Consider the following 15,683-nt stretch of genomic DNA (forward strand, 5'->3'; position numbering starts at 1 on the left):
CCAAGGGCTAGAACGCGGAGGGGCTCGTGAAGTTGCACCGGACGTACTCCGAGTCGTTCTCCTCCAACGCCAGGCAGTAGCCGCCCAGGCGGTCGAGGTGGTCGTACAGGGAGTGCGCGAACGCCTCCGCGTCCTCCGCGTGCGCGAGCCGGATGGACGCCGGAACCATGTTGCGCGGCCAGTCGGCCGTCGACCAGTCCACGATGAGCTGGGCGAAGAACTCGTCCGACCGGAAGTGGCTGAAGAGCTGGAAGGAGCTCCGGGTCACTTCATGGGGCTCTCCGTAGAATGCCGTCAGATCGGCCACGAGGCGGCGCCACAGGCCTTCGACATCGCCCTCGCGAAATGATTCCGCGACCGTGTCTCCGGCGGGAGCCAATCCGGCGAACAGGTAATACGTCTCCTTCTCGCTCACCGTGGATCCACCTCACATCGTTCGCTCGTCGATCTTGTCGTCCGTGGTGGTGAACCAGACTTCCTCATCGGACGCCCCGGAACAACATCGATAGCCGATGCGGCTCCGCTCCGTCGTACGCCGCCGGGCCGGCGGCGGTGCTACCGGCGCCGCATGTCCGCCACCCGGGCCCGTTCGCGTTCACCCGGGTCCGACAGCGGCGACGCGCTGCGCAGCTGGGCCGTCGGGCCGCCGCGACGTTGGACCGGCAGGGGGGACTCCCGGCGGGGGCGGCGGGCGCCCATGCCATCCACGCCGCCGGAGGCGACGGGGCCGCCGGCCACGGTGATCTGCACGCCCTGGTCCGCCAGCGCCTGCAGCTCCGTACCCGCCCGGTCGTCGTGCGGCGGCGGCTCGTCGGTCACCAGCCGCGTCATCACGTCGGTGGGCACCGTCTGGAACATGGTGTCGGTACCGAGCTTCGTGTGGTCGGCCAGCACCACCACTTCCGCCGCCGCCTGCACCAGCGCCCGGTCCACGCTGGCGGACAGCATGTTGGACGTGGAGAGCCCGCGCTCGGCGGTCAGACCGCTGCCCGACAGGAAGGCCCGCGAGACCCGCAGCCCCTGGAGGGACTGTTCGGCTCCGCTGCCCACGAGGGCGTAGTTGGACCCGCGCAGGGTGCCGCCGGTCATGACCACCTCCACCCGGTTCGCGTGGGCCAGGGCCTGGGCGACGAGCAGCGAGTTGGTCACGACGGTCAGTCCGGGCACCCGGGCGAGCCGACGGGCCAGCTCCTGGGTCGTGGTGCCCGCGCCGACGACGACGGCCTCGCCCTCTTCGACGAGGGAGGCCGCGACATCGGCAATGGCGGTCTTCTCCGCCGTCGCGAGATGGGACTTTTGCGGAAAGCCGGACTCCCGCGTGAAACCGCCCGGCAAGACCGCACCGCCGTGTCGGCGGTCGAGGAGTCCTTCTGCCTCCAGTGCCCGCACGTCCCGCCGTACGGTCACTTCGGAGGTCTGGACGACGCGGGCGAGCTCCCGGAGCGACACCGCTCCGTTGGCCCGCACCATTTCGAGGATCAATTGGCGACGTTCTGCAGCGAACACGAAACTGACAGTAACGCCAACGACCGTCTGCTTTCAGCTCTTTGCGCCGGAATACCGAAGTTGTCCATAAGGCGGGGCGACTAGTGGTATACGCGGCCCGAGAGTTGGGTGAACTTCTCGCCACGAAACCGCACCCCGCCCCAAACCCCTTACGGTGTGCGGCGGTTAGCGGGGCTCACGCCTCGCCGGCGGCCTTCCGCGTGTGCAACTGACGGGCCACCTCGGCGATCGAGCCCGACAGCGAGGGGTACACGGTGAACGCTTTTGCGATCTGCTCGACCGTCAGGTTGTTGTCGACGGCGATCGAGATGGGGTGGATCAGCTCGCTCGCGCGCGGGGAGACGACCACGCCGCCGACGACGATGCCGGTGCCCGGACGGCAGAACAGCTTCACGAAGCCGTCCCGGATGCCCTGCATCTTGGCGCGCGGGTTGCGCAGCAGCGGGAGCTTCACCACGCGGGCGTCGATCTTGCCGGCGTCCACGTCCGCCTGGGTGTAGCCGACGGTGGCGATCTCGGGGTCGGTGAAGACGTTCGAGGAGACCGTCTTGAGGTTCAGCGGGGCCACCGCGTCACCGAGGAAGTGGTACATCGCGATGCGGCCCTGCATCGCCGCGACCGACGCGAGCGCGAAGACGCCCGTGACGTCACCGGCGGCGTACACGCCGGGCGCGGAGGTGCGCGAGACCTTGTCGGTCCAGATGTGCCCGGAATCCTTGAGGCGGACCCCGGACTCCTCCAGGTTCATGTTCTTGGTGTTGGGGATCGCGCCGACCGCCATCAGGCAGTGCGTACCGGTCAGCACGCGGCCGTCGGACAGGGTGACCTCGACCCGGTCGCCCACCCGCTTGGCGGATTCGGCGCGCGAGCGCCCGACGACGTTCATGCCGCGGCGCCGGAAGACGTCCTCCAGCACGGCGGCGGCGTCCGGGTCCTCGCCGGGCAGCACGCGGTCGCGGGAGGACACGAGGGTCACCCGGGAGCCGAGGGCCTGGTACGCGCCGGCGAACTCGGCGCCGGTCACACCGGAGCCGACCACGATGAGCTCCTCGGGGAGCTCGTCGAGGTCGTAGACCTGGGTCCAGTTCAGGATCCGCTCGCCGTCGGGCATCGCGTCGGGAATCTCGCGCGGGGTGCCGCCGGTCGCGATCAGGACGGCGTCCGCGGTCAGGATCGTCTCGGTCCCGTCGGCGGCGGTGACGATGACGTCCCGGGTGCCGTCGATGCCCTGCGGCCCGCCGAGCTTGCCGCGGCCGCGCACCACGCGGGCGCCGGCCCGGGTGACGGAAGCGGTGATGTCGTGCGACTGGGCGAGCGCGAGGCGCTTGACGCGCCGGTTCACCTTGCCGAGGTCCACGCCGACGACGCGCGCGGCCTGCTCGATGTGCGGGGTGTCGTCCGCGACGACGATGCCGAGCTCCTCGTACGAGGAGTCGAAGGTCGTCATCACCTCGGCGGTCGCGATCAGAGTCTTGGAGGGTACGCAGTCGGTCAGGACCGAGGCCCCGCCCAGACCGTCGCAGTCGACGACGGTCACCTCCGCGCCTAGCTGGGCCCCCACCAGGGCTGCCTCATACCCGCCGGGTCCGCCGCCGATGATCACGATCCGGGTCACGAAAAGTCCGCCTCACGTCTACCCGGCCGGCTGCCGCCCCGGCCGGTGTTCCGGGGGGTCTCCCCGGGGGATGCATTCCGTGCTCCATTGTCCCGCACGCTTCACGGTGCTTCGCGCCCGGTCCCTCTCCCCGACTCCGTCCGGGGGTACCCGCCGGGCACGCGTGCACCGGCACCCCTCCCGTACTCTCGACTCCATGTCGCTCTACGCCGCGTACGCCGGCAACCTCGACCCGCGGCTGATGACGCGCCGCGCTCCGCATTCGCCGCTGCGCGGCACGGGCTGGATCAACGACTGGCGGCTGACCTTCGGCGGCGAACAGATGGGCTGGGAGGGCGCTCTCGCCACCATCGTCGAAGCCCCCCGCCAGCAGGTCTTCGTCGCCCTGTACGACATCGCGCCGCTGGACGAGGACTCGATGGACCGCTGGGAGGGTGTCGGGCTCGACATCTACCGGCGGATGCGGGTGCGCGTGCACACGCTGGACGGCGAGGAGGCGGCCTGGGTGTACGTCCTGAACGGCTACGAGGGCGGTCTGCCCTCGGCCCGCTACCTGGGCGAGATCGCGGATGCCGCCGAGTCCGCGGGCGCCCCCCACGACTACGTGATGGAAATCCGCAAGCGCCCCTGCTGACCCCCTGCGGGGCCGCTCGCCCGATTCCGCCCCGCCCGGCGCAGGACCGGGGCTCCGCCCCGCCGCCCCGGCCCCACCTGCACTCAAGGCGCAGGGCCCGGGGCGGGTCGCACCCGCCCCGGGCCTCGCCGGCGCACGGGGCGCGGGTCCCGGGGCGAGCCCCGCCGCTCCAGCCCCGCCGGCGCTCAAGGCCTGGGGCCGGGGCGAGCCCCTCGGTTCCAGCCTCGCCGGCGTTTGAGGCGCGGGGTTCGGGGCGGAGCCCCACAGCTCCAGCCCCGCCGGCGTTTGAGGCGCGGGGCCCGGGGCAGAGCCCCACAGCTCCAGCCCCGCCGGCGCTCGAGGCGCCGGGCCCGGGGCGAGCCCCACACTCAGCCCCGCCGGCGTTTGAGGCGCGGGGTTCGGGGCGGAGCCCCGTTCTTTCGGCCCCGCCGGCTGCGGCGCCGTAGCCGCCCCGCACGGCCCGCCACCCCCACGGGGACGTTTGGGCGGAAACGACAAGGCAACGATCCGAACACCGTGAGCTGTGCCATCTACGCGCGTAGCCGGAAAGCGGTTACGCTCGTCCGCGTGAACGCATCTGTTACCGACCCCTTCGCCGCCGCCGACGCCGCAGCCGCCCGCCTGCGTGAGCTGACCGGCGTGGACACCCACGATGTCGCCCTCGTCATGGGCTCCGGATGGGCCCCCGCCGCAGAGGCGCTCGGCGCCCCCGAGGCCGAGTTCCTCGTCACCGAGCTGCCCGGCTTCCCGCCCGCCGCCGTCGAGGGCCACGGCGGCAAGGTCCGCTCGTACAAGATCGGCGACAAGCGCGCGCTGGTCTTCCTCGGCCGGACCCACTACTACGAGGGCCGCGGCGTCGCCGCCGTCGCCCACGGCGTGCGCACCGCCGTCGCCGCCGGCTGCAAGACCGTCGTGCTGACCAACGGCTGCGGCGGTCTGCGCGAGGGCATGAAGCCCGGCCAGCCCGTCCTGATCAGCGACCACCTCAACCTGACGGCCACCTCGCCGATCGTCGGCGCGAACTTCGTCGACCTCACCGACCTGTACTCGCCGCGCCTGCGCGCGATGTGCAAGGAGATCGACGCGAGCCTCGAAGAGGGCGTCTACGTCCAGTTCCCCGGCCCGCACTACGAGACCCCGGCCGAGATCAACATGATCCGCGTCATGGGCGCAGACCTGGTCGGCATGTCCACCGTCCTGGAGGCCATCGCCGCCCGTGAGGCCGGCGCCGAGGTGCTCGGCATCTCCCTGGTCACCAACCTGGCGGCGGGCCTGTCCGGCGAGCCGCTGAACCACGAAGAGGTCCTCCAGGCCGGCCGCGACTCGGCCGCCCGCATGGGCACGCTGCTGACGCAGGTCCTCGCCCGCATCTGATCGACGTACGAGAGCTAAGGCGGAAGCAGTGCAGGAACAGGCACAGGCACAGGACGACCTGATCACCCGGGCGCAGGCCTGGCTGGCCGAGGACCCGGACCCGGAGACGGCCGCGGAACTGGCCGCGCTCATCGGGGCCGGCGACACCGCGGAGCTCGCGGACCGTTTCTCGGGCACCCTGCAGTTCGGCACCGCCGGACTGCGCGGTGAGATCGGCGCCGGCCCGATGCGGATGAACCGCGGCGTGGTCATCCGGGCCGCGGCCGGCCTCGCGGCCTACCTGAAGGCCCAGGGGCACGACGGCGGCCTGGTCGTCGTCGGCTACGACGCCCGCTACAAGTCCGCGGACTTCGCCCGCGACACCGCGGCCGTCATGACCGGTGCCGGGCTGCGCGCGGCCCTCCTGCCCCGCCCGCTGCCGACGCCCGTCCTCGCGTACGCGATAAGGCACCTCGGCGCCGTCGCCGGCGTCGAGGTGACCGCGAGCCACAACCCGCCCCGGGACAACGGCTACAAGGTCTACCTCGGCGACGGCTCGCAGATCGTCTCCCCGGCCGACACCGAGATCGCGGCGCAGATCGCGGCGGTCGAGAAGCTGGCCGACGTACCGCGCCCGGAGTCCGGCTGGCAGGAGCTCGGCGACGAGGTCCTGGAGGCCTACCTGCACCGCACGGACGCCGTCCTGACCCCCGGCTCCCCCCGGGGCGTGCGGACCGTCTACACGGCCATGCACGGCGTCGGCAAGGACGTCGTCATGGCGGCCTTCGCCCGGCACGGCTTCCCGGAGCCGGTGCTCGTCGCCGAGCAGGCCGAGCCCGACCCGGCCTTCCCGACCGTGGCGTTCCCGAACCCGGAGGAGCCGGGCGCGATGGACCTGTCCTTCGCGAAGGCCGCCGAGGTCCAGCCCGACATCGTGATCGCCAACGACCCCGACGCGGACCGCTGCGCCGTGGCCGTGCCCACCGCGGACGGCTGGCGGATGCTGCGCGGCGACGAGGTCGGCGCGCTGCTGGCGGCCCACCTGGTCCACAAGGGTGCCCGCGGCGTCTTCGCCGAGTCCATCGTCTCCTCCAGCCTCCTGGGCCGGATCGCGGAGGCGGCGGGCGTCGGCTACGAGGAGACCCTCACCGGCTTCAAGTGGATCGCCCGCGTCGAGGGCCTGCGCTACGGGTACGAGGAGGCGCTCGGTTACTGCGTGGACCCCGAGGGCGTCCGCGACAAGGACGGCGTGACCGCCGCCCTGCTGGTGGCCGAGCTGGCCTCGGTGCTCAAGGAGCAGGGCCGCACCCTGACCGACCTGCTCGACGACCTGGCGATGGCCCACGGCCTGCACGCCACGGACCAGCTGTCGGTGCGCGTCTCGGACCTGTCGATCATCGCCGACGCGATGGCGGCGCTGCGCGCGCAGCCGCCGGTGTCTCTCGCCGGTCTGCAGGTGGTCTCGGCGGAGGACCTGTCCAAGGGCACGGAGAGCCTCCCGCCCACGGACGGCCTGCGCTACTACCTGGACGGCGCGTACAAGGCCCGGGTCATCGCCCGCCCGTCGGGCACCGAGCCCAAGCTGAAGTGCTACCTGGAGGTCGTGGTCCCGGTGGCCGAGGCCGCCGACCTGGCTGCGGCCCGCGTCCGCGGCCAGGAGGTCCTGGACGCGATCAAGAAGGACCTCTCCGCGGCCATGGGCATCTGATCCCGTCGGGGCGCCCCGCGCGCCCCGGCCCCGGGGGCCTCACCGGCCCCGCGCCGCCGTGCCGGACTCCGTCCGTCGGGCACGCGGCCGGAGCCCCGACCCCCTGACCGGCCCGGTCCCGCCCCGTCCGGCGGGACCGGGCCTCTTACTTGCTCCCCCCTCGGCCCCTTGAGCTCCGGCTCGGGGGCCTCACCGTCCCCGGGAGCCTGCGAACGGCTACCCGTCACCACGGCGCCTGCCGGCCTTCGCCCTGGCGCAGTGCCCGGCTCGCGACGTACAGGAACGGCGCGGCCGCCTGGAGCAGCGCCCCGGGCATGTGCTGGTCGATGTACGCCAGCACCGGATCGAACAAGGCCCAAGAATGTTCGTGGGGGTGGCCCGCGAAGTATGTGCACACGTCCCCGTGCCCCATGGCGTCGCTCGTACCACAGTTCCTGAGGACTTCCACGGCGAACGGGGGCTCTCCACTGCGCCAAGAGGTCCAGACGGCGCTGTCTTCGCCGTCCATGTCCAGGACCAGGTCATGGTGGCGCCCACGGTGCGGTGCGAGGGTGCACCGGAGGGTCGGATCGATCAGGTCGAGACCCTCCCGGCCGTCGTCGGCAACCTGCACCGCGGCGAATGCCAGAGCCCTGGGCAGCTCACCGGTCACCCCGCAGACGTGCCGCATCTCGCCGTCAGGCACGGTCATCACGCTCATCGCCCGGGCCATCGGCAAAACCATCCGACGCGCTCGGAGCCGTAAGTATCCGCAGCCGACGCTCGTAGCCCTCGCCGAAGAGCCGGCGGGCACGGTCGTGCTCGTCCGAGCAGACGACGGCCAAGGCCGCCACCAGCTGTTCCAGCGAAGTGAAGCGTTCAGGTGGAGTCATGACGACCCCGCCCCTGACCGCACGTTCGTACCTGTCCATCAGACCTCCGGCATCCGGTCGTCGATGGACTCAGACTGCTCCTTGCGCTGGGACGTATCTCCCCATATCCGGAGCCAGTTGGACCGTTCCGCGCTATGTTCCGAAGAACGCCCAGACGTCCCGTGGAGGAGCCTTGAACACGGCCTTGAGTTCGGCTATGGCCGATGCTGGTGTGAGGCCACATCAACTGGCTGACCGCATCGGGGTATCCGGGAAAACCGTGACCCGCTGGTTAGCCGATCCGGAGCTGGTACCGCATGCTCGGAACCGTGCAGATGTGGCGCGGGCGTTGGGAGTTGAAGAGCGCATGATCTGGCCCGAGGCAGTGACCGGCCGCATGAAGGTGGGGCAGGACAGGGAACTCGTCCACTCATACCCGTACCGTTCCGCGTGCCCCTCCACGGTGTGGGCGAAGCTCGCCGCCGAAACGACTGCCGACATGCTGCTGTCCGGGTACACGAACTACTTCTTCTGGACCATGATCCCTGACTTTTCCGGGATCATCCGGAAGAAGGTCGCGAGCGGCTGTCGGGTTCGTTTCCTGTTGGGCGATCCGAGCGGGGAGACCACCCGTCGGCGCGAGGCCATCGAGGGCGCGGCCCTCACCGTCTCCACTCGCATCCGTATGACTCTGGAACAACTGGATCGGCTCGGCCCCCTGGACGGCCTGGAAGTGCGGGTCAGCGCCCCGGAGGACGCCACGAACCATGTGGGGCTCAGCGTTTTCCTGTTCGACTCCGACGCTCTCGTCACACCTCACCTCGCTCGTGTCATCGGGCATGACTCGCCCATGTTCCACCTGCGCCGACGCGGCGAGGAGGGCATGTTCGACCGGTTCGCCGGCCATGCCGAGGAGTTGTGGGAGCGGGGTACACCGTACGCGTCGTAACCGTCCGTCGCGTGGTCGGACACGGGTGGCGCCGCGACGTCGGCGCACGCCACGGCCCACGACGGTGCGGCGCGCACGCCGGTCGGAGGCCGGCGCCACACCCGCCCGAACCGACCGGAACCTGCGGCGCGTCAGGAAGGAGTGGGCGTCGGGCGGACCAGTTCGCCCAGCGTCGGCACCGACTCCGGCCGCGAGCGGACCGCTTCCGTGCACTCCCACGCCCGCGGCGGATCCACGTCCGGCCCGCCCAGGATCACCGGGCCCGGGGTCGCCTTCAGCGCCTCGCTGCCCGCGAGCGTGCACACGATCTGCGAGAGCGCCACCGGCGGCAGGTCCTCCGGCTTGCGACTCAGTCGCACCGTGCCCGCCGGGTCGTCCGCCCTCGGCAGTCCCGCCGACAGCCCGAGCGGGACCTCGCTCGTGAAGCCGGCGTCGTGCTCCTCCGTGCTCGGCGTCCGCTCCAGCGCTTCCAGCAGCGCCTGTGCGACCAGCGCCAGGGGGTCCCGTACGGGCTTCTTCTCGGGCACCGGAACCACTCGCTCCACACCCACCAGTTGCGATCCGCAGACCAGTTCCACGGTGGCCCGGAAGCCCTGCACCCCGCTCGGCTGCTCCTGCGTGTCGCACGACACGCGCGACGGTGCCGGGCCCACGTCCACGGGCACGGTCGTCGCCCGGATCCCACAGGCCGACGTGGCGAGCAGGGCCACCGCGACGAACGGGACCAGCACCACCGGTACCGTCGGCAGAACCGGCAGCGCCCTACGCATCCTCGTCACCCGCGATCACCTTTCCCACGTCCACCGGTAGCCGCAGCGTGAACAGCGCCCCGCCGCCCGCCACGTTGGCGGCCGTGATGTCGCCGCCGTGGATGTGCGCGTTCTCCACGGCGATCGACAGGCCGAGCCCGCTGCCGTCCGACTTCGGCCGCGACGCGCTCGCCTTGTAGAAGCGGTCGAAGACGTGCGGCAGGACCTCCTCGGGGATGCCCGGACCGTTGTCCTGCACCGCGATCACCAGCCACTCCCCCTCCACCGTCACCGACACCCGTACCGGCGAGCCGCCGTGCTTGAGGGCGTTGCCGATCAGGTTGGCGAGGATGACGTCGAGGCGGCGCGGGTCGAGGCGGACCACGATGCCCCGCTCGGCGTCGAGTTCGACCGCGTCGAGCCAGGCCCGGGCGTCGATGCAGGCCGTGACCTGGTCGGCGACGTCCACGTCGTCCAGCACCAACTTGGCCGTACCCGCGTCGAAGCGGGTGACCTCCATCAGGTTCTCCACCAGGATGTTCAGCCGCCGGGTCTCGCTGACCACCAGTGCCACCGCCGGTGCGATCATCGGATCGAGGTCTTCGACCTCTTCCTCCAGCACCTCGGCGACCGCCGTCAGCGCCGTCAGCGGCGTCCGCAGTTCGTGCGACATGTCCGCGACGAACCGTCGGCTGGCCTCCTCCCGCGCGCTCATGTCGGCGACCTTCTTCTCCAGCGCCTCGGCCGTCTTGTTGAAGGTGTGCGACAGGTCGGCGAGTTCGTCCGTGCCCGACACGTCGAGGCGGTGGTCCAGCTCGCCCTCGCCGAGCCGCCGCGCCGCGTCCCCGAGCCGTTGCACGGGCTTGAGCACGGTGCGGGCCGCGGCCTGCGCCAGCAGGGCTGAGCCGAGCAGCGCGAGACCGGTGGCGATGGTCAACGACCAGCCGAGCGCGTTCAGGTCGTCCCGCTCCTGCGCCAGGGACTTGTACATGTAGCCGGTGAGCCCGCCGCCGACGATCCGCGTCCCGCCGATCAGGTACGGATTGCCGTTCGGCTTCGTCCGCTGCCAGTACACGTGGTATTCGGAGTCGTTCGCGGCGGTGGTCTTCTGCCGGTCGTTCACCGCGTTCTGCAGGGACTTCGGTACGTTGGCCAGCCCGAAGGAGTCGGGCCCCGCCGCGCCGAAGACCTGCCGGTTGTCCTTGCCCACCTGCACCAGCAGCACGCTGTAACCGGGGCTGCTGCCCGCCATCAGTTCGGCGGTGCGCTGCAGCTCCTCGGCGGTGGGGTCGGCGGGCAGGGCGGCGGCACGGTTCTGCATCTCCTGCCGGAAGTCGCCGAGTGCCGCGTCCTGGACGCGGGTGAGGACGGCCTCGCGGTTGAGCCAGTAGGCGATGCCGGAGGCCGAGACCGCGGCCGTGAGCGCGACCAGGCTGAACACCATGAGGAGCCGCAGCCGCAGGCTGGTCCAGCGTCGGCCCGCGAGCAACGCCCGGATCACTGTGGGGAGTCCAGGCGGTAGCCGACGCCCCGGACGGTACGGATCAGGGTGGGCGAGGACGGCACGTCCTCGACCTTGGCGCGCAGCCGCTGCACGCAGGCGTCGACGAGCCGCGAGTCACCGAGGTAGTCGTGCTCCCAGACCAGCCGCAGCAACTGCTGGCGCGAGAGCGCCTGGCCGGGCCGGCGGCTCAGTTCGAGCAGCAGCCTCAGTTCGGTCGGCGTGAGCTGCAGGTCCTCGCCGTTCTTCGTCACGGTCATGGCGGCCCGGTCGATGACCAGGGAGCCGAAGCTCGCCGAGTCGCTCGACTCGCGCTCGCCGCGGCGCAGTACGGCCCGGATCCGGGCGTCGAGGACCCGGCCCTGGACGGGCTTGACCACGTAGTCGTCGGCTCCGGACTCCAGGCCGACGACCACGTCGATGTCATCGCTGCGCGCGGTGAGCAGGATGATCGGCAGCTGGTCGGTGCGGCGGATCCGCCGGCACACCTCGAAGCCGTCGATTCCGGGCAGCATCACGTCCAGCACGATCAGATCCGGCCGCTGCTCGCGCAGCAGTTTCAGGCCGTCCTCGCCCGTCGCCGCAGTGGCCACACGGTGGCCCTGGCGAGACAGGGAGAGTTCGAGGGCCGTGCGGATGGCGTCGTCGTCCTCGATCAGCAACAGGAAAGGCACGGGCTCATTCTGTCCCATCGGCCGTCGGGAGTTCGACCGTCGCGCGACGTGATCCTGTCGGGGTCCTGTCAGAAGTCGCTGTGACACGGCTGTGACAGTCGACGGACACCGCGGTTAAGTCGGCCGGGCAATCTTTTCATCAACGCACGACGGACCGAAGCAGAGACACTCCACGACGGGGGGCGCGAGATGAACACGCTGCACAGCACCACGACCAGCGCGGTCGTCACGCGGCTGCACGATGTGAACCGCCGGGCGGGTGTCCGTACGGTTGCGGTCGCCCGTCCCCGGCCGGCCCACGTCGTAGCCATTGACGCACACCAGTACCAGGCGGTTCCCGCCGCCGAGCAGACTCCTTCCTCCATCTCGGAGGCGGAGTTCACGGCGTACGTCCAGGAGCGGCGCGCCGCCCTGTACGCGACGGCCTTCCACCTCACCGGCGACCGGTACGAGGCCGAGGACCTGCTGCAGAGCGCGCTCTTCTCCACCTACCGCGCCTGGGACCGGATCAGTGACAAGGCGGCCGTCGGCGGCTACCTGCGCCGCACCATGACGAACCTGCACATCAGCGCGTGGCGTCGGCGGAAGCTGAACGAGTACCCGACGGAGGAGCTGCCGGAGACGGCCTCCGACACGGACGCGATGCGCGGTACGGAGCTGCGCGCGGTGCTGTGGCAGGCCCTGACCCGGATCCCGGAGCCGCAGCGCACCATGCTGGTGCTCCGCTACTACGAGGGCCGCACGGACCCGGAGATCGCGGAGATCCTCGGCATCAGCGTCGGCACCGTGAAGTCGAGCATCTGGCGCTCGCTGCGCCGCCTGCGGGAGGACGAGGCGCTCAGCTTCGGCCGTGACGAGGCGGAGTCCTTCGAGGAGCTCGTCGCGTAACGCGGCGCACACAAAAAGCCATCGGGCCAGGGGGCCCGTCCTACGGGGGTGGGGCGGGGGTCGCGGGGGGAAAAGGCGGGATCAAGCGGACGGGGGTCCGCTTGATCTCGCCTTTTCGCACGTCCGGTGCGTCCGCGGGCCGCACGGACGACCGGGTCACAGGCGCTTGGCGCTGCGCAGGGCGGCCGCGTAGTAGCCGTTGCCGTCGAGGCGGGAGGCGCCGCCCTTGTCACCGATGGTGGGGCCGTTGGCTTCTTCACGGCTCGATATGAAGATCTTGTGCCCGTCGGTGTCGTTGCCGAGGTACATGCCGGTGTGGTCCAGACGGTCGCCGGTGCGCCCGTCGAGCTTGAAGAACACCAGGTCGCCCGGCTGGAGGACGTCGATGGAGGCCGGCCGGTCCTGCGGGCCGACGCCCTTGAGGGGCAGGACGTCCACGCCGGTCTTCGAGCGGGCCATTCCGTTGGCGGTGCGCGGCAGTCCGTTGCCGCCGGTGTCGGAGGCCATGAGGGGGAAGCGGGCGCGGTAGCCGAAGACGGTGCGGATGAAGCCGGAGCAGTCCAGGGACCGGTGCTTGGCCTTTTCGGGCGCTTGCGTGGTGCCGTTGCGGAAGGTGTACGGGATGCCGAGGTAGTCGTAGAAGTCCGACTGCTCCAGGCGGAGGTCGTTGCCCTCGGAGCCCTTCGGGTTGAGCGGCCCGAAGGACGCGTCGCCCGCGTACTGGACGCCGGCCGCGTCCTTCTTGACCGGCGCCTGGTCCCCGTACTGGAAGGCGAAGGCGAACAGGTCGTCCTCCTCGCTCCCGTAGTACTTCTTGAACCAGTCCTGGAACCACTGCTCGCGCTCCGCGCCGCTGCGCCAGCTCTCCGGCAGCAGGCGGACCCAGTTGTCGGTGACGACGCGGGTCTTGGTGGTGGCCGGCTCGGTGAAGGTACGGCTCTTGCCGGTGAGCGAGGCGGTGCGCGCGCCGTCCGTGAAGGTGGCGAGGACGGCGCCGTCGGCGCCGCGCAGGACGGAGCGCTCCGGGTTCTTCAACCGCTCCCACTTCTGGGCGCCCTCCTGGGCGCCGCCCTGCTGCGCCCGGTCGGTGACGCGCAGCACCGCGGGGGCCTTGGCCTGCTCCTCCTTGCGCAGCTCGTAGGTGAAGTACGCGCTGCCGGCCAGCAGGATCCCCACGACGGCGGCGTGCAGGACGGGGTGGGTGCGGCGGGCGGGCTTGGCGGTCATCGGTGTGCTCCGGGCGGTGCGGGTGGTCGGGCTGGCGTCGGTCAGGCGTGCGGCATGAAGCCGAGCAGGATGCCCGAGGTCAGGACGACGTACGTCATGAGGGTCGCGGAGCCGGTGGCGAGCAGCGTGGCGCCCTTGGGCTGGCGGACGAGCTGGTAGGCGATCAGTCCGGGGACGATGAAGCCCAGGGTCTGGTTCGCGTACAGCAGGGGGAACTTCATCTGGAGCACGATCACCACCGTGGCCTGGAGGAGCACCCCGATGAGGACGACGGCCGCGAACAGGCGCTTGCCGTAGAGGATGACGAACTTCTGGGTGACGAGGGTGAGCGCGTACGTCAGGGCGGTGATGCCGACGACGAGCGCGGCGCGCTGCAGGTCCTCGATGAGGGTGAGCGCGAGCCAGCCGGGGGTGATCATGCCGCCAGGCGAGAGGTTCGTCGTCAGGTAGCACAGCAGGGAGAAGAGCAGGCCCAGCGCGATGCCGATCGCGGCGATCTCGGGGGTGAGGACTGCGGGGATCAACGGGGGTCTCCTGGGCTCTGCCACTGCTGGTTCGGGTGGGGCTCGTACGGGTGGGGCTCGTACGGGCGGGGCGGCCAGGGCTCCCCGTACTGCTGCTGCGGGTGGGGGTCCTGGTGCCACTGCCCGTCCGGCTGCGGCGGGTGGACGTACTGCCGTGGCACGGGGGGCTGCACGAACCGGGCTTCCTGGGCGGCGCTGAGGTCGGCGTACGGGTCGAGGTGCGGTACGTACAGCGGTGCCACGGGGGCGGTCCGCCGGGGTACGGGGGGCTCGCGGTCCGGGTCCGCCGCGAAGGGCTCCTCCGGGTCGGGCTCGTCCTCGAAGCCGGGGAGTTCCGCCAGGTGTTCCAGGAGGATCTCGCCCTGGCCGTGGATGTTGCCGATGGCGACCAGGGAGGAGGTCTCGCCCAGGTGGCCGAGCAGTTCGTTCATGAACTCCTCGCCGTCGCGCTGGTCGCCGCCGAGGTCGACGGCGCGCCCGCGCCACTCGGCCGGGATCGCGTCGATGGCGCTCTTGGCCGGGTGCCCGATCACGAAGACCTTGTCGGGCATCAGGTCCGGGACGATCGCGCCCATCTGGCCGTTGCGCTCGACGCGGTCCGGGCGGCAGTTGATGACGACGTTCAGGGGGCGGTCGACGGCGCCGAGGTCGAGGAGCTGGTTGATGTTCATCAGCGTCGACTCGGGGTCGTTCGCGGCGAAGACGTTGGCGAAGCGCACCCGCTTGCCGCCGGGGGCCACGTACCGCTCGACGGAGAGCACGCCGGGGTCCGGCGGCGCGTCGTACATCCCCTGGAGGGCGGTTTCGCGGTCGACGCCGAGGAGCTCGGCGACGGTGAGCGCGATGGCGACGTTCTCCTTGAAGGTGAACCAGCTGAAGCCGCGCAGCTCGTCGTCGCTGACCGTGTCGGGGTCGGCGTAGACGAGCGTGCAGTTGCGCGCGTCGGCCTCCTCCTGGAGGACGTGGAAGCGCTCCTTCTCGGCGGTGACGCAGATTCCGCCGTGCGGCATCGAGCGCGACAGGGAGCGCGCGATGTCGTCGAGGGTGGGTCCCATCTCGGCGACGTGGTCCTCGCGGACGTTGCACAGGACGCCGATGGTCGACTGGATCAGCTTCGACTGGTTGATCTCCTGGAGTGCGGGCATGACCGCCATGCACTCCATGACCAGTGCGTGCGGCCGGTAGGCGGCGGCGCGCCGGACGATGCCGATCTGTTCGACGACGTTGGCGATGCCGAACTTCCGGTAGACGGGCTCTTCGGTGGCGTCCGGGTGGATGAAGCGGGCCGCGGTGCCGGTGGTCTTGGCGACCGTCAGCAGCCCGCCGCCGCGCAGGGCTCCCGCGCACAGCCGGGTGATGGAGCTCTTGCCGCGGATGCCGTTGACCAGCACCCGGTTCGGTATCTGCGCGAGGTTGGCGTAGTGCCGGCGCTGCTCGACGACGCCCGCGACGAGCATGACCAGGCAGCAGAAGAGCAGCACGCAGTAGAGGAAGAGCACGGGGG

The 15,683-nt window shown here is 71.1% G+C and carries 16 protein-coding genes; 5 read left to right on the forward strand and 11 right to left on the reverse strand.

The features are described from left to right. Positions 1-7 precede the first annotated feature (7 nt). From OG207_RS17185 to OG207_RS17195, 3 genes are all read right to left on the reverse strand, one after another. The gene (locus tag OG207_RS17185; protein ID WP_329099411.1) at positions 8-415 is read right to left on the reverse strand and encodes a hypothetical protein; all 408 of its coding nucleotides are present in this window, start codon (positions 413-415) and stop codon (positions 8-10) included. Between the two features lie 140 nt (positions 416-555). After that, a complete protein-coding gene (locus tag OG207_RS17190) occupies positions 556-1,506 on the reverse strand; it encodes a DeoR/GlpR family DNA-binding transcription regulator (RefSeq protein WP_329099412.1) in 951 nt (316 codons plus the stop codon). A gap of 175 nt (positions 1,507-1,681) precedes the next feature. After that, the gene (locus OG207_RS17195; RefSeq protein WP_329099413.1) at positions 1,682-3,121 is read right to left on the reverse strand and encodes an NAD(P)H-quinone dehydrogenase; all 1,440 of its coding nucleotides are present in this window, start codon (positions 3,119-3,121) and stop codon (positions 1,682-1,684) included. 196 nt (positions 3,122-3,317) lie between these two features. On the opposite strand from OG207_RS17195, the gene OG207_RS17200 reads away from it, so the two are divergent. The 3 genes from OG207_RS17200 to OG207_RS17210 all read left to right on the forward strand — a co-directional run bounded on the left by OG207_RS17200 (position 3,318) and on the right by OG207_RS17210 (position 6,816). After that, on the forward strand, positions 3,318-3,755 hold the full coding sequence (locus OG207_RS17200; RefSeq protein ID WP_328789036.1) for a gamma-glutamylcyclotransferase: 438 nt from the start codon (positions 3,318-3,320) through the stop codon (positions 3,753-3,755). Between the two features lie 567 nt (positions 3,756-4,322). Continuing rightward, positions 4,323-5,129 carry a purine-nucleoside phosphorylase gene (locus OG207_RS17205; RefSeq protein ID WP_329099414.1) on the forward strand — a complete coding sequence of 269 codons (807 nt, stop codon included), beginning with the start codon at positions 4,323-4,325 and terminating at the stop codon, positions 5,127-5,129. A gap of 28 nt (positions 5,130-5,157) precedes the next feature. Continuing rightward, positions 5,158-6,816 (forward strand): phospho-sugar mutase, encoded by a 1,659-nt coding sequence (locus OG207_RS17210; protein WP_329099415.1) that lies wholly within the window; start codon positions 5,158-5,160, stop codon positions 6,814-6,816. Between the two features lie 223 nt (positions 6,817-7,039). Here OG207_RS17210 and OG207_RS17215 read toward each other — a convergent pair whose 3' ends face one another. Together OG207_RS17215 and OG207_RS17220 are read right to left on the reverse strand one after the other, a co-directional pair. Next, entirely contained in the window at positions 7,040-7,507 is a 468-nt protein-coding gene (locus OG207_RS17215) for a hypothetical protein (RefSeq protein ID WP_329099416.1), read from the reverse strand. Beyond that, on the reverse strand, positions 7,494-7,727 hold the full coding sequence (locus tag OG207_RS17220) for a hypothetical protein (RefSeq protein WP_329099417.1): 234 nt from the start codon (positions 7,725-7,727) through the stop codon (positions 7,494-7,496). Before OG207_RS17220 ends, OG207_RS17215 begins: the two co-directional genes overlap by 14 nt. A 133-nt stretch (positions 7,728-7,860) precedes the next feature. On the opposite strand from OG207_RS17220, the gene OG207_RS17225 reads away from it, so the two are divergent. Next, positions 7,861-8,616, forward strand: a complete 756-nt coding sequence (locus OG207_RS17225) for an XRE family transcriptional regulator (protein ID WP_329099418.1) — start codon at positions 7,861-7,863, stop codon at positions 8,614-8,616. Between the two features lie 131 nt (positions 8,617-8,747). Here OG207_RS17225 and OG207_RS17230 read toward each other — a convergent pair whose 3' ends face one another. From OG207_RS17230 to afsQ1, 3 genes are read right to left on the reverse strand one after another with little or no spacing between them, the layout of a single operon-like run. After that, positions 8,748-9,386, reverse strand: coding sequence for a hypothetical protein (locus OG207_RS17230; protein ID WP_329107692.1), 639 nt, complete (start codon positions 9,384-9,386; stop codon positions 8,748-8,750). Next, entirely contained in the window at positions 9,379-10,809 is a 1,431-nt protein-coding gene (locus OG207_RS17235; RefSeq protein WP_329107694.1) for a sensor histidine kinase, read from the reverse strand. The genes OG207_RS17230 and OG207_RS17235 overlap by 8 nt, the downstream gene beginning before the upstream one ends. Before the next feature lie 53 nt (positions 10,810-10,862). Then, entirely contained in the window at positions 10,863-11,540 is a 678-nt protein-coding gene (gene afsQ1 / locus OG207_RS17240) for a two-component system response regulator AfsQ1 (RefSeq protein WP_063754818.1), read from the reverse strand. A 189-nt stretch (positions 11,541-11,729) separates the two neighbouring features. On the opposite strand from afsQ1, the gene OG207_RS17245 reads away from it, so the two are divergent. Next, positions 11,730-12,428 carry a SigE family RNA polymerase sigma factor gene (locus OG207_RS17245; protein WP_329099420.1) on the forward strand — a complete coding sequence of 233 codons (699 nt, stop codon included), beginning with the start codon at positions 11,730-11,732 and terminating at the stop codon, positions 12,426-12,428. Between the two features lie 156 nt (positions 12,429-12,584). Here OG207_RS17245 and OG207_RS17250 read toward each other — a convergent pair whose 3' ends face one another. Genes OG207_RS17250 through pgsB form a run of 3 tightly spaced genes read right to left on the reverse strand, consistent with a single transcriptional unit; the run spans position 12,585 to position 15,678 of the window. Continuing rightward, entirely contained in the window at positions 12,585-13,655 is a 1,071-nt protein-coding gene (locus OG207_RS17250) for a C40 family peptidase (protein ID WP_329099421.1), read from the reverse strand. 41 nt (positions 13,656-13,696) lie between these two features. Next, positions 13,697-14,179 (reverse strand): poly-gamma-glutamate biosynthesis protein PgsC/CapC, encoded by a 483-nt coding sequence (locus tag OG207_RS17255; protein WP_030009641.1) that lies wholly within the window; start codon positions 14,177-14,179, stop codon positions 13,697-13,699. Further along, positions 14,176-15,678, reverse strand: a complete 1,503-nt coding sequence (gene pgsB, locus OG207_RS17260) for a poly-gamma-glutamate synthase PgsB (protein ID WP_329099422.1) — start codon at positions 15,676-15,678, stop codon at positions 14,176-14,178. Before pgsB ends, OG207_RS17255 begins: the two co-directional genes overlap by 4 nt. Positions 15,679-15,683: the final 5 nt, after the last annotated feature.

Origin of the sequence: Streptomyces sp. NBC_01439 (assembly GCF_036227605.1) — a bacterium.
Classification (GTDB): domain Bacteria; phylum Actinomycetota; class Actinomycetes; order Streptomycetales; family Streptomycetaceae; genus Streptomyces.

Excerpts from the sequence above, each read along its gene's own strand:
- OG207_RS17200 (WP_328789036.1), top strand. The coding sequence starts at position 3,318 with ATGTCGCTCTACGCCGCGTACGCCGGCAACCTCGACCCGCGGCTGATG.
- OG207_RS17215 (WP_329099416.1), bottom strand. The coding sequence starts at position 7,507 with ATGACCGTGCCTGACGGCGAGATGCGGCACGTCTGCGGGGTGACCGGT.
- OG207_RS17220 (WP_329099417.1), bottom strand. The coding sequence starts at position 7,727 with ATGGACAGGTACGAACGTGCGGTCAGGGGCGGGGTCGTCATGACTCCA.
- OG207_RS17230 (WP_329107692.1), bottom strand. The coding sequence starts at position 9,386 with ATGCGTAGGGCGCTGCCGGTTCTGCCGACGGTACCGGTGGTGCTGGTC.
- OG207_RS17235 (WP_329107694.1), bottom strand. The coding sequence starts at position 10,809 with ATGGTGTTCAGCCTGGTCGCGCTCACGGCCGCGGTCTCGGCCTCCGGC.
- OG207_RS17245 (WP_329099420.1), top strand. The coding sequence starts at position 11,730 with ATGAACACGCTGCACAGCACCACGACCAGCGCGGTCGTCACGCGGCTG.
- OG207_RS17250 (WP_329099421.1), bottom strand. The coding sequence starts at position 13,655 with ATGACCGCCAAGCCCGCCCGCCGCACCCACCCCGTCCTGCACGCCGCC.